We start from the raw sequence: 22,203 nt of genomic DNA, 5'->3' as shown, positions 1-22,203 counted from the left end.
ATTAGTCCAAATTTTCAAAGTCACCGGTTAGCGGCGAACGCCAATATTTATCTGTCCGGTCACTTCCAGTATGATCGCGATGAGAATGAAAAAGCCGATAATCGCCGGCCAGTTTTTCACTCCCCACTCGACTATTCCCATCGCGCCTTCACGGCGAAGGTTTGATGCTTCCAGATAAAGCACCCGCTTGTCCAGATTGGCGATTGAAACACGGTTCCTCTCGACTTCACGATCAAGACTATTGTTCTCGATCACGGTCAGTCGGTTATCCACTTTGTGCAGAATATTTCCGATATCATCCAATTTTGACTCGGTGCGATCGCCACGGTCGGCCGCGCGGTGGAGCGCGTCGGTTATCTGCCGCAAAACTTCAATTTCCAGTGTTTTTGTATGGCTTTCTGGCACAGGCATATTACTCACATTTGATGGTGGTAGACGGCTCATTCGAGCAACTCTATCCGCGCTTCAAGCGCAGATTGCCGGCGCGCTTGCGCCGCCAGCAGGAACATGGTGAGCTGTTCGGTCCGGATGCCATAACGATCCCCGGCTTCCCGGATCAAACCGCCCTGCTCGCCAGGAACAATATCACCTTTGTCATCAAGAACTTCAGCATATTCGGCTTCCCAGCTATCATAGCAAGCGAATGCGTAGTGATGCCACGCATCTTCACCCAGATGTTCGTCCAGAATCGCGAACACTCGCTGCGCACGAGGGCCGAAGTGGAAACGCGCGGCATCCTGCCCCTTTGCTGCGATGCTGTCGTTCCACTGATAGAAACCGAGTTCGTCAATGATCTGCAGCGCGGCCGCATATTCATCATCGGTCATCGCCCCGCGCCAGGTCTTTTCGCGCTCATCGGAGGTGCTTATCGAGCCGGTGGTAGCATAAACCGTATCGAAACGAGCATTAGTGAAGCCCAGATTGCCCACCCCGTCCGTCGACGGACGAAAATCTCCGTTCTGCATACTGGACAGAACTTCCTCCCATCCCGACCACGTACTATTTTTGATCCGGTAAAAGATCGTGCTGTTGGTCAAATATGGGATCGCAATCTGCGTCATCTTGGCATTGCTACCGTCCTTGGTGTCATATTCGAAAGTGAAGGGATGATAATAGCCGTCTTTTGGAGGGTGATTTGTATCACCAGTCCTCATCAGCCTTTTCCCGCTGCCGGAAATTGCATTCGAAGCATCATCCCAATCATCCACCCCACCAGATATGGTTTCAGCGCCAAACCCGCCCTGCAGCAATCCAGGCGCGTGAAACGGTTCGTCATCCCCGCGCCGGGCGACGATATGCTCGCCTGGGATTTCAACCCCGCCCCCACCCGATGTTCGGGCCAACAGCGTGTCATCTTCTTTCAGGTGATCCTGATCCGCGAATGCTGCCCAATCCTGTTCATCTGCCATAATATTATCCTTGCGTTCCTGTGATGGTTCCATTGTTGGTCACACTGACCGTGTTTCCGTTTTTGCGAATGGCATAGCCGGCAGCACCGCCGTTGGTTCCGGACGCTACGTTAGATCCGGCAGTGGCAAAGCCGCCGCCATTTCCGCCTGCAGATGAATAGGTGGCACTACCAAGCGCGCCACCGGCGCCACCGCCACCCGTTGTGCCCGGCGAACCGTTGCTGGCCTGTGTGCCGCCATCGCTGTTGCCGCGAGCTCCGCCCACGCCGTTCGGTGCACCACCGCCGCCACCACCACCGCCGTAAAAGATCGGCTCTTCGGCGACATAGATGGTTGTGCCTTTGCCGCCGCCGCCGCCGCCGCCGCCCGCCTTGACCTCACCGCCTGAGTTGACGGTGATATCGAGATCTTCCAGCGCGTAGACCGCATCGCCACCGGCTCCACCGTTCGTGCCGCCGTTATCGCCGCTCTCGCCATTGCCACCCTTGCCACCGCCACCATAGACCTTGCCGGTGACGCTCAGGTCGAGGTTTATCGTATATCCGCTGGGCCAAGTGCCAGTCGTGATGCCGTTCAATCCACCGGCGCCACCGGTGATCGTTACACCGGTCGGGACATTGAACGTGATTGTCGCGTCACTCATTCCGGTATAGCCGGCAGCATCGGCGAGGGTCCGGAGATTGACCGGCCCCGTTTGCGTTGTCAGGTCGATCGTGTCCGTGAATGCACTCGGCGGTGTGGCCGGCGTTCCCGGCGAACCTGGCGCGGCCACCACATACCAGTTCGCGTTGTCCTGATCAGTGCCGCTCGGCGCTTGGTTCGTGTTTTCTGTCGCCGCCGCATAGGTCCCGCCGCCATATTGGACGGTATCATCCGGATAATAGGTGTCGGTCCCGTTCCACGCACCCCGGTTGCGAAATGAACCTAGCTTGACCGGAACAGACCAGGTTGTCACTAGAGCTCCATCACTCGCCCGTTTTTCAGCCCTTGAATAATATCCGCCTTCGACAGGCTGATTACTCCATCCCGCAGGGCTGGCCCCGGTGGGCGTTGCCGGTTCCGGACCAGGCGGATAGAACAGAATATCGACATAATTACCCTTGTCTCCATTTTGTGCCATCAATGATACGGCCGCCCATTCTCCGGAAGCGATGGTGTCGGTCGCACTGTTTGAACTTGCTGTTGCGGTACTGACATAGAGAGGGTCCGTGCCGGCAGGAATGGTTGCCTGCCAGCCATTGTCCAAACCGGTTGTAGCGCCCGACGCAAATGTAAATGTCACGGTCGCGGATGGTAGAGACGGCTCGGTCGATTTCCGCTGATAGATGTAAACGACTGCGTTGTTGAGGCCATCGACTCCATTGTCGCCAGGCGGTCCATCTTCACCGATCAGACCGTCCCTCGCCATAATCGTCGGGCTAGCCCACTCACCAGCTGCGATCGTGTCCGTCGCGCCGGTCCCCGAAGCACTCGCAGTCGTGACATAGAGAGGATCCGTGCCGGCAGGAACCGTTGTGCTCCACGAGTTATTGAAGCCAGTCAGAACGCCCGTGGCAAAGGTATAGGTGGATGTGGTGCTCGGAAGGTCTGGCTCAGTCGCGCTGCGGCGATAAAGGAATACGGAAGCAGAATTAAGGCCGGAAGAACCGGTGTCGCCACGTTCAACAGTCAGTGCCCATTTTGTTTCATCAGAAGGCGATGTACCGGTGGTGGCCCCTGCCCCGATCCGGGTATAATTATGGCCAGTCCCGCCGCTTGCTACAGTCCAGACGACACTATCCCCGGGTATATACTCCGTCCCCGCCTCATAATTACCGCGCGCCTGGTTCCTGGTCGCGCCATCCTCTGGCCGACTATCGCCGCCAACATTCGCAAAATCCACCACCGTTGCATCACTGCGCCGTTCCCAGTCCGGATTGCTGTCGGATGGCGTTGATCCGGCAACTGGATCAACCCCTACAAACCGCCACGTGGATCCATCATCGGTGCTGACAACATCATCAAGGCGGTAGACCCTGGCGACGGCATAGGCACCGCGAAAATTATACTGGTAGGCTATATCCGCGTCACCATGGACAACCCATGTTTTTTCACATTCTGTCGCCAACCTCCAGAACGGGGGATCCACCGGCAACTGGGAAACATCCGCAATTGGTGGCAATGCACTACCATCCGCATTCAACGTCTTTACCGCGCTCGTGACCCCAACCGGTGCGACAAACAAATTGCCTGTCCAGTCGACCCCGGCAACCGCTTTTACGCTCGCGGCAATGGACTGGATCAATTCCCGCGCAGTAATCTGGTCGGTAATGGCCAGCGATAGATTATACGGACGCGCACTGTTGATCGCGGTCCGTGAGACAGATGAAAGCGATCCACCCGCGATGCTGGCGATCCGGGCGATAATATCCCCGGGCAGACGCGACCATCCTCCCACAGCGTCGCCGCTGACATGAAAACTGACCTGACCATCCGGCGGCGCTCCAAGCCGGACCAAACCCAGCACATTGCAGGTGGCCCAACTGCCATTGGCAATGTCCGCAGCCAGCAGCGCTTCAAGAGAGCCATAATCACCGCCAGCGGCCCCCAGGCTCGATAACCGGTCAAAAACCGCCTCGACGCCTTGGATCATGCCATATGCGGACAGTTGATAGACATTGTCCACTGCATCGATCAGGACACCAGGAACAAATCGCGGGGCCCCCAGCATTAACGGCTTGGCCTGCCCTTCCAGATCCTCTGGGCCCTCGATACCAGCGCCACCGGTATAGGTCTGCAACAATGGTTCATCCAGCCAGCGACTGTCACTCTCGAAGCTGACCTCTGCTGTGCCGTTTGAGAACCGGGGCTGGGACCTGACCCGTCCGGCAAATATCGTGGTCAGATTCATTATCTGACTCACCTGCAAGACCGGCCTGTAACCCGCCAGCACGACAATATGTCCGTCCAGCGATATCGCTCGGGGTGGTTCGAAATCGATAAAATCCATTTGAAAAATGGTCACCGTCGCATCGGACCAGATCGCCGACGCCATATCGGGATAGGCCTGCATCGACGCCGAGAAACTGTCCGACGGGTTACTGATATCACCCCGAAATCCGCCGTCAAAAAAATCATAGCTAAGCGACGGCAACCGCGCGATTGCTGGCCACCATGTATGGCCGCCATAATGGCACAACCCGGCGTCATCATGACTGGAGAAACGCATGGTCAGCGGGTCGCCTGCACTGTCCCGTGCATCGATCTGGATCAGATATGCTTTCATGGAATCAGTCTATCGCGACCAGGTTGATCTGCGCTTGAAAACCGTTGGGCCGGGCCCAGACGGTTCCGATATTACCTACCAGGAACCCGAAATACATCCGCGATTGCCGCTGCGCATGAGCATCCGGATCCGTAATTACCATGACCGGCGTGTCATTGCCCGACGCCTCCAGCAATGGCTGGACCTTATCCTCCACTTCATCCCGGTGGACATGGCCGAAACTGATGCCGATCGCCCGCATCTTGCTGCCACGCCGACGCAACGGCACACCATTGACCGAAAAATCAACATTCCCCAGCGCGTTTACACCAAGGGCGGCACCAAAGGAAAAATTGCGCGCCAGCTGGATTTTTTGCCCGATCACAATTCGGCCAATAGTCACTGGCATGCCGCTCAGAGAAGCAATGGTGAACCGGATATAACGGCCAACCGCTGGCGCACCGGACGGCGCCATCCACAACGCCTTGCAGCGCCCGTTTCGCGGTGACACCGTGCCAGCCAGAAAAGCCTCTGTGCTACCGGTCCATGCGCCGGCAAAGCCGCTACCCTGTGCAGCCGCTGCAATCTTCACTTGCAATGTCCACCCTGCCTGAGCCCCAACACAGCCGATCAGACATGCGGTATCGAACGCGACGTCACTGCCCATATCGACCGTCACCGTGACGCTGGAAAGCCCGCTTTCTGATCTCCACACCACTCCGATAAAGTCATTATCCAGATACCCGGCATCATAACCGGATGCGGTGTTGCTGGCGCTGATCGAAGACATCGCCAGCGGCTCGATGATCATGGCATTTGTCATCAGCCAAATAACTCCCAATCGGTGGTTTCGGTTTCCAGATCGACCACAACCCTCGATACCAGGCACGGCGTATCAACCTGTTGTTCGCTATCTATCAGGCGATAGGAAGGGATACCGTCGGACGCCGGGTCCAATATATCCATTTCCTGCGCCCGCACGGCAAAACGGCGTCGCGCGACGCCGGTCAATGCCCCTTCGATATTCAGCGCTGCCATCGCGTCACTCTGACTGTCAAAATATCCGGCAGACGGGCTCTCCAAATTGTCGCGCGCACCGGGATAGGATGATTTCGTCGCCGTATCTTCACGCTTCACAATGCGTGCAGCCCGCCGCGCGGCGACAATATCTGCTGCCACTGCGGTCATCGTGACACCGCATAGTTGCGCGAATCAAACGAACCATTGGTGCTGCCCGACAGATATTTGACCAGATTATCGTTGATGCTGTGCAGTAAATCGGTGTGATCGCTCAAAATATTGGCGGTCGCTTCGGTAAACGGATCCTGCGCCGCATCCCGGATTGGCACCGCATTGTCGATCAGCGAAATCGCGCTATTGGTAAGATCACGGATACGGTCAAACTGGGTGAAAAATCCGGCGCCGCTCGCATCAATCTGGCGGGAGATGTTGAGCAGCAATGACCCGCTGTCCTGGAACCCGCTCTGGTCGATTTTCTGCGCAGCGATTCGTGCCGCCGTTTCTGCTGCCTCGATATCGGACGCACTCCCGCCTGCCGCGCGCAAACGGTCCAGCTCGGCCTTGGCGGCCTCCGCTTCCCTGATCTGGGCAATATAGGGGGCCAAAGCGGCCTCTGCCTCTACCTGCTGCTGCCGCAAGGATAACGGGCTTCCCGATCCGGCGTTTAGCGACAACAGAAATTCCTTCAAACCGTCGCTAGCGCCGCCAATCGCGGCGATTGCATCTGCTTTTTCCAGTTCCCACAATTGTTGTGCCTGGGCAAATTGTTCTGCATTCGCTCCGCCCTCACGCAGAACGTCGGCAAGCTGCTTGTACTTGTCGTAAATCTGGTCCAGCTCATACCCCAACGGGTCAAGCCGCTGCTGCAACAGATCAGGCAACTGTTCGATCATCACGGCTTTTTCGATAGCAGTTTCTATTTCCTGACCACTGCGCAGAATTTTCTGCGATGCATCGGAAATACCCTCGATGACCCCGTCGCCTATCAGATCGGCGATAGCTGCACGAACCGCGGCCTCCTGATCTTCGCCAAAGTCCATGACATCGTGATATTTTGAAGTCTTTGTATATCCGCGACCCTGCGGGTCGACGCGATAGTTCCCATCCCTTATTCCTATGGAAACCAGTCCGTTTGCAGAATTTACATTGCCGCCCAGGGCCTCAGCAATAGACGAGATACTATCAAGCGCAGATCCCGCCAATCCGCCAGCAGCATCTTTACGGGAACTGCTGTTCCCGTAATATCCGGTAATTCCAAGACCATCACCAACACCACCGATAATGGCCGACCCACGCTTCGTGGATTTGAGCATTCCCCCGACGATAGAGCCCAGCAAACCACCAACAGCCGCGCCGATCGGACCCGCGCCAGCCCCAAACAATGCAGTTGCCAATGCCGACCCTCCTGCGCCACCGATCGCGCCGCCAGTGCTGGAACCATCGAGACCCAAAACCTCTGACAAAGAGGACACACCAAAACCGATACCCGCTCCCCCCAGAATACTGGAGAAACCCGCATTGATTGGCTCCGGCACATTAGAAGGAGCGCTATTTGGCTGATCACCCGGCAATATGCTCTGCTCATACCAACGCAGAGCCTCTCCACTTACCGGATAATTGTCATTTGCTGCCTGACCAGAACTACCTCCGGGGGACAAAGCCCCTAACAGGCTTCCCAATGGCGATCCGCCACCGGGGAACGGGCCACCCATCACATTGCCGGCGATGGTGGCCAAGGACGTATCTTTTCCGGCCAATAGCGCCAGCGTCCATTGCGCGGCGATATCGGAGATTACACCCAGACCCTGCCTCTTGAAATCCTTCCAGATATTGCCGGTGTTGCCGGAAAACAGATCGTAATAGAAATCCGAGATGTCGCGAAGCTGCTCCTCCTGAATCCGCCTCTGCTGCTCCGCGACACGTTTTTGCGATTCAATGATCTGCTTTTCAGCATCGGCTATCGCTTCATTGAAATTACTATCCTGCAGATCATACCATTTTTCCAGGCTAGCCTGTTCGGCCATCTGTTTGGTCAGCGCCAGATTGTCGAGCAGTTGCTGGCCCTCGGCCACCGTTATATTGTATCGCTCGGCCACTGCATCGGCGGACTTACCCACCAACGTCGGGAACTGCCGCTCGATATCCAGATGCTTCTTGGCAATCTCGGCGGCAAGTTCACCCTTGGTACGCCTTATTTCGTCAATTTCCGAGGCATCCTGCAACAATTCAACCTGTCGGTCGAGGGAACCCTCCAGGCGCTCATATTCCTTAGCCAGAGCCTTCGCCGCACGCTCCTGCTCACGCTGTTCAGCGGATGCTCCGGACTTGCGCGACCCGCGACCTCTAGATGAACCGCCGGGGGGTGTAACAGTTCGCGGGGTGTCGGATCCATATCTTACAGAACCAGGAGTCGTTCCGCCGAATATGCCCGATGCAGAACCGGCGACGGGCCCATCTAGATAATCTTGCCGCTGTTTGTAATGTAGCCTGGCAAGCGCCGCGGCCTCTCCCGGAGCCTCTTTACCGAGGACCGTCCATCCCTGCATACCATCGACTTTTTGACCGGCTGCGATCCAAAAACGTTTATAGGCATCATGCGCAGTTAAAAGCCATTTTACGAGATCGGCGAGACTATTGGATAGGGAAATAATGCTTTCTGCATTTTCGGCAACCGTGCTGGCAATATTAATTGATAATATCCGCTGCAATTCGTCGAACTTGGCGTTGGTTTCCTGAAGCTTTTGAATTTCCTCTTCGGACAACACCCCGTTCAAACTGTATAGCCGATCGGTCAGTTCGCTAACGCCGTCCGCGCCGAGTGCCAATATCGGTTCAAGCTGCTGATATTCCTCTCCCAGTAACTGGGTACCGATCCGCGCGCGCTCGGACGGATCCTCGATCGCGCCCAGCGTTTTAATAATATCCTGAAACACTTGATCGGTTGTGCGTCCGCGCCCCTCGGTATCGGTCAACGCGATACCCAGTTCAGCAAATCCTTCGGTAAACTTCCTGTTGCCGGACGCTGCCTCTCCGATAGTCAGGGTCAGCTCTTGCAGCGTCCCTTCCAATTCACTCTGCGACACACCAACCTGTTCGGCGACATATTGATATTCCTGCAGGGCATCTGTGCCGATCCCGATCTGCTGCGCCGATGCGGCGATATTGGCACCCAGATCGACCGAATCATTAACCGCCTTGACCAACAATCCAAAGGCCGCAGCCCCCGCCGCTGCAAATGCAGCATGTTTCGCGGTAAACCCCTTCGCCATCCGGTCACCGGCATCACTGCCGGCCTTCTCCGCTTCATCACCAACACCGGAAAAAGCATCCTTAACGCCCGCGCTAAACTCCTCACCCTTCAGGCGAAGGCGGACAAGAATATCACTTTCACCAGCCATGCCCGTTCTCCAAATGGTAAAAGCCCGCGAAGCAATCGCTCCGCAGGCTATTCTGCAAAAAATTCAAATATTCAGTCTTTTAGACGGCAATCCCGTCGCCAGCTTCCATTGCTGTGGAAACTTGCATATCCAAAATCGGTCAGGCACTTCCAGAATATCTGGACACCCTCCGCGCATACATCATTGGCCTCACACCAATTTTCATAATCATCGCGGAGCTCATGTGCCGCGATCCGGGCGCCAGGTTCGAATGCCAACCGCTCCTCCGCCCACCGGGCAATATTGCGGCTGCGCGGCGCGCTCAATTCCGGCACGCCATTCATGCTTATCCTCGGCGCTTCCGGCAACCCCAAGATAGGCCAAAGCCGCTTTGCCTTGCTGCGCCCGTGCACGATCCGGCATTCCCTGACCGCCGCCAGAGCCGACCGGAACCGGTCCACTTCATCGGCGGAATCCAGAAACGGCAATATCACCGGACGGTCATCATCATTCGCGACCGGCATCTGATATTCGCCCGTCCGCCGCAAGGTGGGCAGCACTTCCGATGTGACCCATTTGCGAAACCGGACCGCCGCCGCCTTCCGACTTTTAAAGATCAGAGCGTAAAGACCCGATTCAGAGATAATCGAAACTTCCTGCCTCCCTCCAAGGGTGTCACTAATAGTGACGCCCTTTTCATCGTCATCCAAACGAGAGACAACCTGTCTGTGGTTGTTTATTTCCAACACCGCACAAATATCCTGCGCGATGAACCACGGTGCACCAGCCTGATCGATCACTCTCACCAGATGATCCTCGAAGCCAAAGCTTTGCAATGCCAGGTCGCTCATAGTCCTGCCCCCGGCTGCTCGGCGATCAGACGCGCTCCATTCACATTCTCACCAATGCACATCAACAATGATGCCATTTCATCGCTGACATCCGCGTGGGTGATCAATGTGCCGATCAGGACGTTCGTATGGCGAAGCCGCCGTTCAATATCCTCCAACCGGCTTTTTGCCGGGGCGGCAAGAGAATGAATAATACCGGATGACGCGCATTCGGCATCTGTGCTAATTATCGTGATAGCTTGTTGCATGGCTTGCTCCATGTTGCAGGTTAGAGCCGGGTCAGTGTTTCAGCACTTGCCCGGCTTGTCTTTTTCTCGTATCAATAAAAAATGGTCACGTCAATAAATGATACGAGAAAAAAAAGAGGTCGCGGGCGACCCCGAGTAGATGCCACTCAACTGGCGGTTCGCGTTCCCCCTGAATTGCTAGCAAAATTGGACGCCTGGATATCTCACCAGGAAGAAGCTATTTCTCGCCCGGAGGCGTTGAGGCGTCTGGCAGTGCTGGCCTTGGATCATGACCAACTGAAATAAACGCCGCCAACATTGCAGAAAAATATTCTCCAGGGATATGGAACTGAAGATCATCGACAGCATTTATAGCCTTCAACTCCAACCCGGCCCTCAATGTTTCGTCTGAGAAAGCCACGCTGAATGGGATTTTCGCCGAAGTATGCAGTAAATAGTTACACTGTCTTCGACGACAGCTTATCACGTTACTCGACGGACGTCCGGACAATTCCAACGCTTCACCACCCCGCATATTAATTGAATAATATTCGGACCGGAAGTACGAGCTAGACCTGACGGTTAACGTCAAATATTTCCCAATTCCCTCTTTCGAATATAGTCCCATCAGATAATATTCTGGAGAATCCAGACCTCTATCGGCGATAACAACATTAGGACCAAGGATTGCATTGAATCTCTTAAAATCGTCGCGCTCTATCTGGACAGATCCCGAGTAGCTTGAAGAAGGCTGTTGAGCATAGCTGGAAATAGGCAGGATCAACAATAACAAAAATACTATCTTTTTCATGACAAAACCAAATATCCGATTTTCTGATTGTGAGCAACACTCCTTGCAATATCAATCCTCATTGTTCCGCGCACCTATCCGCCTCCTAAAATTCGTCACCAGATCGGCCCGTCCCCGCACGATTGCAGGATACAGGCTGACACTATTCGCATGATCCTGATCGGTCAGCAGCGCGAAAATCGGCACCGTTGCCCGCTTCAAATTCTGTCCGCCCCGCTGCTTGGCGCGCAACCGGCCCGGATCCATTGCCTGGAACGCGCCGGTCGATGTCACCGCCCCGTCCGCGACCAGCAACGGCGTTTCACCTGGCCGGAACAACGGCCGCAATTTCACGCCATTGCGCCCTTCCCATTGACGCGGACTGATATCCCGGCCCTTGGCCGTGTTGACCGCGGCACCCAGTGGCACCGCCAGATATTCGCCACGCTTTGCCCGATTGATGCCCGGCGTGGTAAAATACAGCACCATGCCACGCGACCGGTTGCCGCCGTTGATAAACACCGTACCAACCGGGTCATAGGCGCCGATATCGGCCTTGGGAAAGGCGGTGGACTTCCATGCCCGCCACGCCTTCCCCTTGACCTTTGCCCGGGTCAGCGCCTCGAATTCCCGCTCCAGCCCGCGAGTGGTCGCCTTGACCGCCCGCACACCGGATTTCAGAACAAAGCTGACAACCTCCCGCTCAACCTCGGTCAGTTGCCGTTCATCGATCTCTATCTCGATTTCGGCTTTACTCGACATCGCCTTTACCTTCCGCCGCAAACCCGTCCAGCATCTCGAACGCATCCATCAAAGCAGCGGGCTGATCCCCGAACCCGCCAGTACATGGCAACATGGGTTGGGACGCGATCAGCCCGCCTCCCCCGTTTCGCCGCAGCCGGAACCACAGCAAAGCGATATTGATGATATTTTTCGGCAGGATTATTTTGGGATTTTCTTCCCAGATTTCGCCGGCGATTTCCCACCCTTTGTTGATCCGCCGCCCGAAGTCGAAGTCTGCTGGTTTCCGGATGACTTCGAAAGCGGCGCGGAGTTTTTTGCCTCTCCGGATCCATATTGCATGGAATAGGCCTGCATACCGGTAACGTGCAGCATGATATGGGGAACCCGGCGCAGCACATCCTCGTCAATCTGGCCGAGCGCATTGGTTGCAAACTTCAGGGGCTCGCCATCATTGCCGGTGACGTCGCTCCAACCGCTACAAAATGTCATGAACGCCAGCGTCGGCAGCAATTTGTTTCGCCGGGAAACCTGCGCCTGGATGGCTCGATACTCGGGCCAGTGAAGGGACAGAACCTCCCGCAGCCCACGCAACAACGCGGCCTCCTCCGTTGAAAGCTCATCACCTTTGTCGAGAGCCGCCTCCTGATCCAGAAGATCGATCAACCGGCCCTGGTCATCTTCTGCCGCCAGCGCGCGGACACCGGCGATGGTGATTTCGCGGACGACGACGTCATAGACCGCCCCGGCATTGTGGACACCCTCCAGTTCCGCCTCGAACGCGTCACGCTCCAGCGTCGAAGCGGTGCGCAGATGAAAGGTTGGAGGGTTTTTCCGGTCGCGCAGCCATGGCGGCGAATAGGGCGTTGTTTTGCTTGTGCTGGTACCGATCATCAGCTGTAACACAGGATAGAGTCTGAATCACGAAGCGACGCATCCGGCCCGGCGGTCAATGCCCGCAGACCCAGCTGCTCGGTTCGCGCGATACCGCGCTGCCCAACCGCGGGATCTACCGGCAACAATTTCGGGAAGGTAATGGAAACGCGGTTTTGCGCGGTATTACCCATCCGGATCACGCCGCTATATTCCGTTCCCGCCTCCATTTCCGCGATCGTATTGCGATTTTCGACATGGGTGGTCAGCGGATCGATGGTGAGCAGCGGCGTCCGTCCGGCAATTTCCGGAGACCCGAAGCCGAATGGCGTGTTCGGATCGTCGATCACTTCCTTGTTGGCACTTTCCGATATTCCCCAATTGCTGATCCGCAATTCCTTGCGGTTGACCAGCAACGCCGGATTGATGCCGCCATTGCCCATAGCCAGCACCGGCGCGCTATGCTGCGGAATTGTCACGGTCGGGATAGCCGCCGTGGTCTTGCCGGCATAAATGCCCATCAGGTTGAACGTCATAAAGCCCGGGCGCGCCGTATTGCCGGACCAGTCGGATATGCTGCCACGACAGCCGACAAATTTATGCAGGGATCCATCCTCGTAAATATACAAGGTGCCGGTTGGATGGTCAGTCGCGCGCGAGGCTACATCCTTGGGCGATGTCCCGGCGTACGTCCAGTTCGCAGGAAGCGCAGCGGATCCCGCAACCGTGAGCGCCGAACCGAAAACGTCAGTCAAGGTAGCGACCTTCGCCGCGCTATAGTCTGCAACATGCACCGTGCGGCCACCACTGCTACCGCCCGACAGGATCAGCGGCATCCCGCGATAGGATTGCGCCACCGTCGCAAAACCGGTGCCCAGCGTCGCGCTGGTCGTGGTTCCTGCAGTCAGGGACGCTGCAGCAATGGCCGCTGTGAACACACCACGTTTTCCGCATGCTTCCAACAGGCTGTGATGCGGCGGCTTGATCGATGCAGAATAGGCAGAGCTTCCGCCGATACCTTTCATCCGGACACGGATACTGACTTCCGCTGGTTGCCCGACAATCAACGGAGCAGCATCGACCAGGGTGCCATTGACCTCGTTGCTCGCCTCGTTGGTGTAGGGCGCATTATAACTGTACCCGTCTGCCTCGAATGGAAAGGCATCACTGACACCGGGCGCAGCGTCCGTACCCTGCGTCGATTCCAGCTTGAACAGCATGGCCACATTGCGTGGGCGAATAATTGGATCAACCATCTTCTACTCCTCTAGGAAAAATTAAATCGCGTCCGGATTTCCCCGATTAGTGGGGAAATTCACTGTAAACTCTGCCGTGAAGGCAAGCCGTCTTTTGCTCGCGAGCGGCGCGATCGAAACGTTCATCACGCCTTCTGTAATTTCATCGACCAGGCCGCCGATCGGCGGTTCGGTCACTAGTGCCTGGACCATGCTGCTGTGGAGCGCGTTCAAAGCCGTGTGCGCTGCTGAACCACCCGCAGCCTGCACATAGCCGTCGATATTGAACGTCATGCCATATTCGGTCACGCCCGCCTCGGCTTGCTCGGGCCGCTGCCCTTCATCCCAGATATGCAGCGCCGGGAATGTCGCCGGATCACCCGAGGGCATCCGCTCGACTTCATTGACACCGGATATGGCATTCAGCAGCTCTTCGATTTTGGCGAATATTGCCTCGCGTGCCGCCGTCATGCTGCACGCTCGACGATCAGGTGCCAGGCCCCGATATCTTCGCGATCGGTAATATCAATCACCGACCAGTCGATACCGGACACCTCCACGATTTCATCATCCTTACCCGGCACCGAAGGCAGAGCCGACTTCAAGATCTCGAACTTGACCATCCGCGCGCTACTACCCGCGCCCTGGAACGGATCGGCGGGCTGGTCCGATTTGACGGCACTGATCACCGCTGCGCTCGGCGTCCACGAGGTCAAAGGGATATATCCGGCCAGAACGACAGCGTTTCCGTCCAACACCACCCCGACATCCGGCACGCGCAGCCCTTCGCCGGAATATTGCACAGTTTTTGCAAAGGCATTGTGGATGGCGATCGCATCGGCATCCGCGCCCGGCACATTGGTCATTGCCTAGTCGTCGGACTTTTTGGCCGAGGCCTTTACCGGATTGATTTCAACCGCAGTTCCGGCATCCACCATCGCCTTTGCGCGGGCCGCGGGGATTTCGGTCTTGCCGGACCCCACTTTCAAAAGGGTACCGCTCTCCTGCCGCACGCCGGTATTGTCCACCGCCGCAGTATAAATTTGTATCTCTTTCATGAGAATTTTTCCCGTTGGTTTTAGGTAGAACGAACGATCAGGCTTTGTTCGCCGTCACTCCCGGTGCTGCAGCCGACACTTGGCCGGCGGCGGAAGCATCCTTTGGAAGCTGCTTTTTCAATTCAGCCTCAATCAGGCCCGGCAGCATTTCCTTTAGCGCCTTTTCAGCCGCAGACTTGATACCGTCGCCGGCAAGCTTACCGACCACCTCGGTGACCAGTTCTTCGACGACAGGGCGGTGCTGAGCGCGCAGTCTGTCGAGCCGCGATTCTTCAGCGGCGCGTTCATCAGCCTCGCGATTTTTCTTCTGCTGTTTGATCTCAGCAATCAATTCCTTCGGTTCTTCGTCAACCACCTTTCCCGACACCAGAAGGTGCCCGTCTTCACTTTTGTCGAAGTCCGAAATCTTATCACCGGCGGTATAAGCGACGCCGGCAACCATGAGCGAGCAAGTTGCCCAAACCATCATTTTTTTGGCCATTTCAAGTTCCCTTTTTGTTTGCCGCCGAGCGGCAGAAAAAGACGGGCCGGCACTATGGCCAGCCCGTCTCTGTTTTTGACAATCGCAGTTAAGCGGTCAGCGCATCCACCATGGCGGAGAAGGATTCAGCATGGCGCACCGCCACATCAACATCCTGCAGGGCCACGATCCGGACCGTTCCGCTGGTCGAGCTCGTGAATGGATCAACCATCAGGTCAAGCCCGCCCCACATGCCGATCAACAGGTCAGCCCAGTTACCAAACATGATCGCCGAACAGACACTCGACGCGGTTCCCTTGGTCAGATTGGAAGGCACCTGATTGGAAACACCTGCAGTATATCCGTTCAGATTGTTTCCATCTTCCCACACCGGGTTACCGTTGGTGCCGGCAAATTTCTCAGTCAGCTTGAGCTTCCCGCGAACCGCGCTGTTGGTTAGATAGCCGAGACTACCAATCGCCGCATTATCGACGGCGACAGCCGTTTCCAAGCCAACAATATCGGCATAGTCTGGCGCGGCACCGTTGGTACCACCAACCACCGAACCAATGCCGCTGGTGTTCAACACGCCGCGGGGCTGGTTCGAGCTTCCGGATCCGTTGATGCCGGCCAGATCGATAGCAAGAGCCAATGTGACCGCCAGATCCTGACGGACAAACGCCTCCACATCGATCGAGCTTTGCAACAGCAATTTGCGGCTGATATCGGTATAGGCGCCAACCGTTTTCGGAGTCATCGACACCTGGTCAAACGCCTGCTGGCTTTCAGTCGGCGCGCCGGATTCAGCCACCCAATATGCCGTGGCGCCACCGGTCTGGCGCGGAATAGCAATATTACCGTTCAGATCGGTCAGCATCCGTGCTCCGAGACCATGCAGCGCCATATTGTTGCGCAGCAGATCAATGAACGATTCCGCCAGCAAATCCGTTGCAACAGTGTGCCCCCCTGCCGTGGTGGTGCCAACCACCAGATCACGCTGGGAACCTTCTCGCGACGGACGCAAGACATCGACCGGCACGGTATATCCGCGCATCTCGCCATCCGAACGCTGCGCCTGGGCGGCATTCGAACATTCAATTTCAAATGCAGCAGATTCCTGTGCCCGGCGGTCCTGGGGATTCGCGATGGCGTTGAGCAGGCGAACGAAGCTGTAGTTGTTCCGCTCGCTGCCATTCAATCCGATTGCCGGATCTTCCGCTGTGCGAATGGCCTGACTATCCGGCGACAGCGCATTGAAATCGCTGACGAACTGGTCCACCGACCGGCCATCTGCAACCGCAGCATCTGCCAATTCGGTGGCACCGACCCGCTGGCCCATGGCACGAATATTGGCAATGCGCGCCCGTTCGGCCTCCACGGCCGTCCGGTTGGAGGCGGCAACATCGACGGGGGCCGGTCCATTATCACCATTATCGCGCTGTGCGGTTGGCGCAGGGGCCGGCGCAGGAGACGGGGTTACAACTGGTGCCGGACCATTGCCCGAACCATCACGAGTTCCGTTAAACATATCTTCTTCCTCTTCATTGACTAAAGTTCGGGGATCAAAATCCTTGATTTCACCATCGCGGCCCACACCCACGGTGGTATCGGCGGGAACCGAAACCAGGCTGATTTCATAGGGTTCCCATTCAAGTGCGCGGTAGGTGCACTCACCATCTTCCTCTTTTTCAAGAACAAGTTTTTTGATGCGGTAACCGACGCTGACCAGCTTGCGGATGCCATCCTTGACATCATTGAAAATTTCATCGGCGCGGGCGGATTTTCCAAATCGGACCAGCGCGCGACCTTTTTTGCCCTTCAACCAGGCCTTTTCCACAACACCCACCTGATCACGGATATTATGGTCCATCAGGAGCGCAGCAGATCCGTTCAAGCGACCAAGCTCGACAGCGGATTTGCCATGATCCAGAATTTCTGTTCCCCACCACCGCTCATAAGGCTCTTCGGAAGAGAAGCTGAGCTCAACTGTGCGGGTGTTCTCATCAACCAGCTCGGCGCGAATATCGAAGGTAATTTCGCGCGTAATCGAATCTTTGGGATTTTCGCTATCGCGAGTCTGCGCGAATGCTGCTGATGTCATCAGTGATGCTGCCCCGGCGAGCATAATGGCTTTTGTCATCTCGATTTCCTCTGTTCAGTCTTCGTCTTCGGGTGGTGGACGCTTCGCCGCGCTGCTGGCGACTGCTGGCGCAGTAAAGCCGCGATCCGCCTCCGCATCTAGCTCATCCCACACATCCTGCGGATCGCGCCCATTGGCGCGGATAATGCTGGCCCGGCTCTTGACGCCCAGAGCAACCCCTTCTTTGGCTGCCAGCATATCGTTGCGTGGATCGACCCAGTCCCAGCCCCGGCCAAAAAATTCAGCCGCGTCATATTTTTCGAATTTTGTGAACGGCAGTTTCTTCAAGTCATCGTCGTTCATCAACGCCCGGGTCAGCCACCATGGGAAGATCATCATTTTCTTGGCATCGATGTACCAGTTCTGGATCACCTTCCACATTTCGCGCTCATCCAGCGTACCCGACCGGATAGAGCTGAAATTGACATCGGTCAGATCGCCTGAAAGACCATGGGCACTGACCAGCAATCCCATTGCCATGGTCCGCAACGTCGATTTTACGAACGGATCATAGACATCGTTAGGATAGGACGGGTTGAACTCCGAAAACTCATATCCGTCCGGAATGACGTTGAACGTGCCCGGGTCCGCTTCGTCGATAAAATCGCCTTCTCCACCATATCCTGCGTCATCCTCTTCACCATCCACACCCATTGGCGCGCCGGCTTCCGGATCCTTCTGCTGGAAAAAACCCATCTTGCCAGCACCCACGCGAGCATTCACCTGCGCCGATTCCTGAAATTCTTCCAGATGCTTGGCGCTGCGTAGCGCCGCAAAAGGCCACGGCACTCCGCGCCACTGGTCAACCTCTTCCGGTACAAACAGATGCAGCATTTCGTCTGCAGATACCCGCTCGTATCGCTGACCTGCCGTGCCGTGCATGTCGGCATTACCGTTCATAATCCGCAGATGATAGGCGACCGGTTTCATCCAGCGATTGAATTCAACCCCCATACGGATCCGGTTCCCGCCGGCCAAATCCATATTATGCTCTTCGTCCAGAAGATGCGCGGATAGCAGCTGCAGCTGGCATCCGTGGACGCCAAAACCGCGTCCGGTCACCTTGCGCACCAACACCTCGCCATCGCGGGCAATCATCGTCATTGCGAGCATGTCGAACATCGTCTCGCTCAACTTGCCCGTCACATCGAAATTACCGGGCTTGGCAAATTTCAGATAGGCTTTGCGGATCCGTTTGCTGTCTTCATGATCGCACGAACCGTCTTGGTTCAGGCAATTGACCTTCAATGTGAAACCGGCGCTACCAACCACGTTGGCCCGCACCATGCCGAAAAATTTTCGGCCATACTCATTGTTCTTGGCAAAATCACGGCTACGTGCGCGCATTGCCCGCAGGTTTTTGAGCAGCGACTGGTTGACCGTCTGATCGGCGACCGTCCATTTGCTCGTCAACCGGTCGGTGATACCCGACTGGAAACTACGCTTCTGTGCGCCCTTAGCAATATATTGCCGCTTGGCGGGCACAGCGACGTCATCCTCAGCGCGCGATCGACCAATCTCAAATCCCAAAATCCGCATGGTCTACAGCCGTGCCAGAACTTTTTTCGGACCGGTGCGGCGCTGATCTTCGGCCGCTACCTTGCGGACATATTCCCTGCGCAGTTTCAGAATTTCGCTATTCTCCATATGCTTTATCCTGCGCCCATCCTCGAATTCGACCTCAAGCTGTGTCGTCGTCGCGCGGCCTTCGATTGTTGCGTTCAGCGCATCCAACACCTTTCTGGCATGGCTGCGCGCGTCGACATCACTGCCCGCAGGGTCAGGCAGAACCTGAATCTGACCACTGTCCAGCGTCGTCCGCTCCCCGGCATTCACTGCCGATGTGGACCAGCGAAAGAGACCCGCCGCCAATGCTGCTGTCTGCGCCGATGAAACAGAAAAGCTCCAGTCGACCGAGCCGCCCGATCCGGTTATTTCCAACGGCATGCCGCCGGCAATAGGAACCAGCGTCAGTTTTGCCGCCCATCCAGCCCCTGCCGGATATTCCTGTGCCGCCTGCACCAGTGCCAGCGTCAGGCTGTCACCGGCAACCAGTCTGGAAGGCATGGCGGACAAGATATTCGACATCAAAAATTCCCTTTATGACTGGTCATCCATCCCTTTTTCCGGCGCGGCTTGCGCGGTCGGCGGGTCGGCTTCGCAGTCCGTGCCTTTACTTCCTCCGCAACAGGAGCAGCCAAGGCGTTGATTTCTTCCTTCTCGGCAGTCGGCTCGGAACCGAGCTTGGGCCAGGTGATGCTGTATCCGCGTGGGATCCAGCGCATATGATTCTGACTCTGCGCAAAAGGCGGCTTGAGCAGCGCCGCCTCTCCGTAAACCAGCAGATCGAGCGTTTCATTGCGCGCCCGGATTTGCTTCCACTTGCCGTCGACCATCTCTTCGGACGTCAGCTCATCAAAATGTTCGTCCGAAAAATCTTCCGGAAAATGCACATAGCCAGGGCCGGGCTTCGCCCGGCGCAGACGCGCATCGATAATATTCTTGATCTTGTGGACATTGGGTATCCACAATCTCGCGCTGCGCCGCTTTGCACCGCCACGCGTTCTTTGATCTGCAAACTGGCCTGCAGGCATGATCTTCGCTGTGACACTCGATCCACCTTTGACCAGAGTGATCCGGGACGGATGGATTCCAAGGGCAACCGCCGCCTGATAAAAATATTTCGCACCCTCGGTTGCCTGGTCACCCTTGCGACCAGACCCACCGGTGTCGATTGTCACCGACAAAACCGGAGCAAAACCAATCGGCTTGCCATCCGCGCCAGTTGCCGCGAGCGGGAATTTCCGGTCAAACAAAGGCAGCAAGACCTTCCAATGTTCCTTATGGATGAACGGCTGTACGCCGGTAAGTCCATCATCCAGCACATGGATCGCGAACCGGTCGATATACCAGGTTTCGCGGCCTGCAGCTGTTCCCAGACAGGCCAGCTCGAAACGGTCCTGCTGGACATCGATCGTGATATTCAGAACCTTCGGGCCACGGGGAACCGTCCCCATCACCCAGCCTTTTTCCCGTCGCGATCGCAGATCACTGGCCTTCACCGGTTTTTCCCCGCTCAACTGCGATCGATAATTCTGTCCGCCCTTGACGTTGAAAAACGTGCGCAGTGGATTTTCATCCTGCCGGGCTTCCCAGGCTATCTGGGCTTCCCGCCATTCCCGCGCCAGTTTCGGCCAACTGGTAAAAGCCAGCAGCCCGTCGCGGCGGAATGTCCGGCGGCGCCGTGAAGCATTTTTATTATGAGCGACAAATCCGCGCTGCGGCAGATCAATCATGCTGTCCAGCAACTGGCGCTTGGCCAGCGGCTCCAGAATGCACCCGTGCGCCGGGCAGATCACATGGGCGCTGGCTTCCGCTTCGTCCAGGCTGCCCTGGTCGAACTTCAAATCCCGTTTTATATTGAGCTCGATCCGTTCGCCGCATGAAGGACAGACCGGTTGCAGCCGTTCGTCTGTACCCTCGGCGATAAATACCTCGATCCCGCCACTTTCTTTTGCGGGAGAAGAGCTCACCAATTTCGTATCACGGCCCTCAAATGTCGTCTGGCGGCCGTCGAGCAACTTGATCGCATTGCCCTGCCCCTCGATATCATCATCAAACTGGTCATAATCATCCAGCCAGCCCCGCGGAACGGGCCTCGCCCGGAACTGCGATCCAACCGGCCAGATCGATGTCAGCAACATGCCCCTGAACTGTTTCAGGAAAATATTGTCCGCATTCGAAGCTGAAAGCATCTGCGCTTTTAACGCCGGTGTGCTCTGAATCAGCGGTTGTATCCGCCGCACCACAAAATCCTGCATCAGCTGCTTGTCGGGCTGGCAAACCAGAAAGTCTGCCGGGTCATGGTCGATCGACCATCCGATCCACGCCTCGCCAATCATTGACTTGCCGCCCTGCGCGGGACCCATGTCGCCGACCTCGGACGTTTCCGGATCCGAAAGCGCGTCCATGATCTCGGCCAAGAACGGCAGCGCCTGCGAGTCATAATGGGCCATGTTCCGGATGGCCCATTCGTTCACGGTCAGATGCTGCTTCGGTCTGGTCAGATAGGACAGCCGCGCCAACAGCGCCGCGCCGGTCTCAAACGGCGGTATTGCTGTTATTTTCTCCTGTATCATTTCCGTTCTGAACCGCGCGCTTCAATTCTTCGGCAAAAGCGTGCAGGTCCGCCTCCATCATTTCGTCGATCGCCGTCACCAGATGGCGGGGCACGTCATGTCTGCGGGCTAGCCGCGCTGAAAAACTTTTCGTCCGTTCGCTATTCTTGACCAGGGCGGAGGCAATCGCCTCCTCGACGCTATCCTTGCGGATCAGATCGCCGCGCTCTTTGGCGATCCGCATCGCCACCAACTCTTCCTCAAGAAGTTGCTTGCGCTCCTGGGCGCTCAGTTCCGCACGCTCATCACCGACCGCCCGGTCACCGCCGAACAGATCCAGCGCCTGTTCCTGAATTTGTTCCTGTCGGCGCCGGGCCGCTTCCTGCTCGGCTTCCTTCAGGTTGCCGAGATAGGCAGCGCCCTTCTCCATATCGATTTCATAGGAGACGCCGTTTTTGCCTTTGGACACCACCGGAAAATCCGGATGTTCGTTCAGGAACTTGCGAAGCCATGGCTCGCTCTTGCCGATCGCACTGGCAAATTCACCGAACGACACGATCATCTGACCGCCCCAATTGTAGCAAAAAACAAACAAAAACAACAGCTTCTGAAAAAATCAGAAACACTGCCACACGCCGTGCCTTCGGCCCCCGTACTCGC

Annotated in this window: 21 protein-coding genes; all 21 read right to left on the bottom strand. The window is 56.6% G+C overall.

Annotated elements, in window-relative coordinates; genetic code table 11:
* Nucleotides 1-27: 27 nt before the first annotated feature.
* The 21 genes from BOSE62_RS02820 to BOSE62_RS02720 all read right to left on the bottom strand — a co-directional run bounded on the left by BOSE62_RS02820 (nt 28) and on the right by BOSE62_RS02720 (nt 22,105).
* Entirely contained in the window at nt 28-411 is a 384-nt protein-coding gene (locus tag BOSE62_RS02820) for a hypothetical protein (RefSeq protein WP_159641825.1), read from the bottom strand.
* Between the two features lie 29 nt (nt 412-440).
* Nucleotides 441-1,409 (bottom strand): tail fiber domain-containing protein, encoded by a 969-nt coding sequence (locus tag BOSE62_RS02815; RefSeq protein ID WP_159641822.1) that lies wholly within the window; start codon nt 1,407-1,409, stop codon nt 441-443.
* A 4-nt stretch (nt 1,410-1,413) separates the two neighbouring features.
* On the bottom strand, nt 1,414-4,674 hold the full coding sequence (locus BOSE62_RS02810) for a hypothetical protein (protein WP_159641819.1): 3,261 nt from the start codon (nt 4,672-4,674) through the stop codon (nt 1,414-1,416).
* 4 nt (nt 4,675-4,678) lie between these two features.
* Nucleotides 4,679-5,476 (bottom strand): hypothetical protein, encoded by a 798-nt coding sequence (locus BOSE62_RS02805; RefSeq protein WP_159641816.1) that lies wholly within the window; start codon nt 5,474-5,476, stop codon nt 4,679-4,681.
* Nucleotides 5,476-5,841, bottom strand: a complete 366-nt coding sequence (locus BOSE62_RS02800) for a hypothetical protein (RefSeq protein WP_159641813.1) — start codon at nt 5,839-5,841, stop codon at nt 5,476-5,478. The genes BOSE62_RS02805 and BOSE62_RS02800 overlap by 1 nt, the downstream gene beginning before the upstream one ends.
* The gene (locus BOSE62_RS02795) at nt 5,838-9,071 is read right to left on the bottom strand and encodes a hypothetical protein (protein WP_159641810.1); all 3,234 of its coding nucleotides are present in this window, start codon (nt 9,069-9,071) and stop codon (nt 5,838-5,840) included. Before BOSE62_RS02795 ends, BOSE62_RS02800 begins: the two co-directional genes overlap by 4 nt.
* 71 nt (nt 9,072-9,142) lie before the next feature.
* A complete protein-coding gene (locus BOSE62_RS02790; RefSeq protein ID WP_159641808.1) occupies nt 9,143-9,901 on the bottom strand; it encodes a BRO-N domain-containing protein in 759 nt (252 codons plus the stop codon).
* Nucleotides 9,898-10,149 carry a hypothetical protein gene (locus tag BOSE62_RS02785; protein WP_159641806.1) on the bottom strand — a complete coding sequence of 84 codons (252 nt, stop codon included), beginning with the start codon at nt 10,147-10,149 and terminating at the stop codon, nt 9,898-9,900. Before BOSE62_RS02785 ends, BOSE62_RS02790 begins: the two co-directional genes overlap by 4 nt.
* A gap of 217 nt (nt 10,150-10,366) precedes the next feature.
* Nucleotides 10,367-10,939, bottom strand: coding sequence for a hypothetical protein (locus tag BOSE62_RS02780; RefSeq protein ID WP_159641804.1), 573 nt, complete (start codon nt 10,937-10,939; stop codon nt 10,367-10,369).
* A gap of 51 nt (nt 10,940-10,990) precedes the next feature.
* Nucleotides 10,991-11,680, bottom strand: coding sequence for a DUF6441 family protein (locus BOSE62_RS02775; protein WP_159641802.1), 690 nt, complete (start codon nt 11,678-11,680; stop codon nt 10,991-10,993).
* Between the two features lie 180 nt (nt 11,681-11,860).
* A complete protein-coding gene (locus tag BOSE62_RS02770) occupies nt 11,861-12,565 on the bottom strand; it encodes a hypothetical protein (protein WP_159641800.1) in 705 nt (234 codons plus the stop codon).
* On the bottom strand, nt 12,553-13,788 hold the full coding sequence (locus BOSE62_RS02765; protein ID WP_159641798.1) for a hypothetical protein: 1,236 nt from the start codon (nt 13,786-13,788) through the stop codon (nt 12,553-12,555). The genes BOSE62_RS02770 and BOSE62_RS02765 overlap by 13 nt, the downstream gene beginning before the upstream one ends.
* Nucleotides 13,789-13,809: 21 nt before the next feature.
* Nucleotides 13,810-14,238, bottom strand: coding sequence for a hypothetical protein (locus BOSE62_RS02760; RefSeq protein ID WP_159641796.1), 429 nt, complete (start codon nt 14,236-14,238; stop codon nt 13,810-13,812).
* Nucleotides 14,235-14,633 (bottom strand): hypothetical protein, encoded by a 399-nt coding sequence (locus BOSE62_RS02755; protein WP_159641794.1) that lies wholly within the window; start codon nt 14,631-14,633, stop codon nt 14,235-14,237. The genes BOSE62_RS02760 and BOSE62_RS02755 overlap by 4 nt, the downstream gene beginning before the upstream one ends.
* Nucleotides 14,634-14,636: 3 nt before the next feature.
* Nucleotides 14,637-14,825 (bottom strand): hypothetical protein, encoded by a 189-nt coding sequence (locus tag BOSE62_RS02750; protein WP_159641791.1) that lies wholly within the window; start codon nt 14,823-14,825, stop codon nt 14,637-14,639.
* Nucleotides 14,826-14,862: 37 nt separating this feature from the next.
* Complete coding sequence (locus BOSE62_RS02745) at nt 14,863-15,306, bottom strand: hypothetical protein (protein WP_159641788.1); 444 nt, start codon at nt 15,304-15,306, stop codon at nt 14,863-14,865.
* An 88-nt stretch (nt 15,307-15,394) separates the two neighbouring features.
* Nucleotides 15,395-17,425: a phage major capsid protein gene (locus BOSE62_RS02740; RefSeq protein ID WP_159641785.1), complete on the bottom strand. Its 2,031-nt coding sequence runs from the start codon at nt 17,423-17,425 to the stop codon at nt 15,395-15,397.
* Nucleotides 17,426-17,440: 15 nt separating this feature from the next.
* Nucleotides 17,441-18,964: a phage portal protein gene (locus BOSE62_RS02735; RefSeq protein WP_159641782.1), complete on the bottom strand. Its 1,524-nt coding sequence runs from the start codon at nt 18,962-18,964 to the stop codon at nt 17,441-17,443.
* 3 nt (nt 18,965-18,967) lie between these two features.
* Entirely contained in the window at nt 18,968-19,513 is a 546-nt protein-coding gene (locus BOSE62_RS02730) for a hypothetical protein (RefSeq protein ID WP_159641779.1), read from the bottom strand.
* On the bottom strand, nt 19,513-21,564 hold the full coding sequence (locus tag BOSE62_RS02725) for a terminase gpA endonuclease subunit (protein ID WP_159641776.1): 2,052 nt from the start codon (nt 21,562-21,564) through the stop codon (nt 19,513-19,515). Before BOSE62_RS02725 ends, BOSE62_RS02730 begins: the two co-directional genes overlap by 1 nt.
* Nucleotides 21,527-22,105 (bottom strand): hypothetical protein, encoded by a 579-nt coding sequence (locus BOSE62_RS02720; RefSeq protein ID WP_159641773.1) that lies wholly within the window; start codon nt 22,103-22,105, stop codon nt 21,527-21,529. Before BOSE62_RS02720 ends, BOSE62_RS02725 begins: the two co-directional genes overlap by 38 nt.
* Nucleotides 22,106-22,203 lie beyond the last annotated feature (98 nt).

This window comes from Sphingorhabdus sp. 109, assembly GCF_902506555.1.
GTDB lineage: Bacteria > Pseudomonadota > Alphaproteobacteria > Sphingomonadales > Sphingomonadaceae > Parasphingorhabdus.
This window is presented reverse-complemented; position numbering and strand designations above follow the sequence as displayed.

Coding starts and splice junctions, on each gene's coding strand:
- BOSE62_RS02815 (WP_159641822.1), bottom strand. CDS start 1,409: ATGGCAGATGAACAGGATTGGGCAGCATTCGCGGATCAGGATCACCTG.
- BOSE62_RS02820 (WP_159641825.1), bottom strand. CDS start 411: ATGCCTGTGCCAGAAAGCCATACAAAAACACTGGAAATTGAAGTTTTG.
- BOSE62_RS02740 (WP_159641785.1), bottom strand. CDS start 17,425: ATGACAAAAGCCATTATGCTCGCCGGGGCAGCATCACTGATGACATCA.
- BOSE62_RS02805 (WP_159641816.1), bottom strand. CDS start 5,476: ATGACAAATGCCATGATCATCGAGCCGCTGGCGATGTCTTCGATCAGC.
- BOSE62_RS02730 (WP_159641779.1), bottom strand. CDS start 19,513: ATGTCGAATATCTTGTCCGCCATGCCTTCCAGACTGGTTGCCGGTGAC.
- BOSE62_RS02720 (WP_159641773.1), bottom strand. CDS start 22,105: ATGATCGTGTCGTTCGGTGAATTTGCCAGTGCGATCGGCAAGAGCGAG.
- BOSE62_RS02755 (WP_159641794.1), bottom strand. CDS start 14,633: ATGACCAATGTGCCGGGCGCGGATGCCGATGCGATCGCCATCCACAAT.
- BOSE62_RS02775 (WP_159641802.1), bottom strand. CDS start 11,680: ATGTCGAGTAAAGCCGAAATCGAGATAGAGATCGATGAACGGCAACTG.
- BOSE62_RS02725 (WP_159641776.1), bottom strand. CDS start 21,564: ATGATACAGGAGAAAATAACAGCAATACCGCCGTTTGAGACCGGCGCG.
- BOSE62_RS02780 (WP_159641804.1), bottom strand. CDS start 10,939: ATGAAAAAGATAGTATTTTTGTTATTGTTGATCCTGCCTATTTCCAGC.
- BOSE62_RS02785 (WP_159641806.1), bottom strand. CDS start 10,149: ATGCAACAAGCTATCACGATAATTAGCACAGATGCCGAATGCGCGTCA.
- BOSE62_RS02760 (WP_159641796.1), bottom strand. CDS start 14,238: ATGACGGCGGCACGCGAGGCAATATTCGCCAAAATCGAAGAGCTGCTG.
- BOSE62_RS02750 (WP_159641791.1), bottom strand. CDS start 14,825: ATGAAAGAGATACAAATTTATACTGCGGCGGTGGACAATACCGGCGTG.
- BOSE62_RS02735 (WP_159641782.1), bottom strand. CDS start 18,964: ATGCGGATTTTGGGATTTGAGATTGGTCGATCGCGCGCTGAGGATGAC.
- BOSE62_RS02810 (WP_159641819.1), bottom strand. CDS start 4,674: ATGAAAGCATATCTGATCCAGATCGATGCACGGGACAGTGCAGGCGAC.
- BOSE62_RS02745 (WP_159641788.1), bottom strand. CDS start 15,306: ATGGCCAAAAAAATGATGGTTTGGGCAACTTGCTCGCTCATGGTTGCC.
- BOSE62_RS02765 (WP_159641798.1), bottom strand. CDS start 13,788: ATGGTTGATCCAATTATTCGCCCACGCAATGTGGCCATGCTGTTCAAG.
- BOSE62_RS02790 (WP_159641808.1), bottom strand. CDS start 9,901: ATGAGCGACCTGGCATTGCAAAGCTTTGGCTTCGAGGATCATCTGGTG.
- BOSE62_RS02800 (WP_159641813.1), bottom strand. CDS start 5,841: ATGACCGCAGTGGCAGCAGATATTGTCGCCGCGCGGCGGGCTGCACGC.
- BOSE62_RS02795 (WP_159641810.1), bottom strand. CDS start 9,071: ATGGCTGGTGAAAGTGATATTCTTGTCCGCCTTCGCCTGAAGGGTGAG.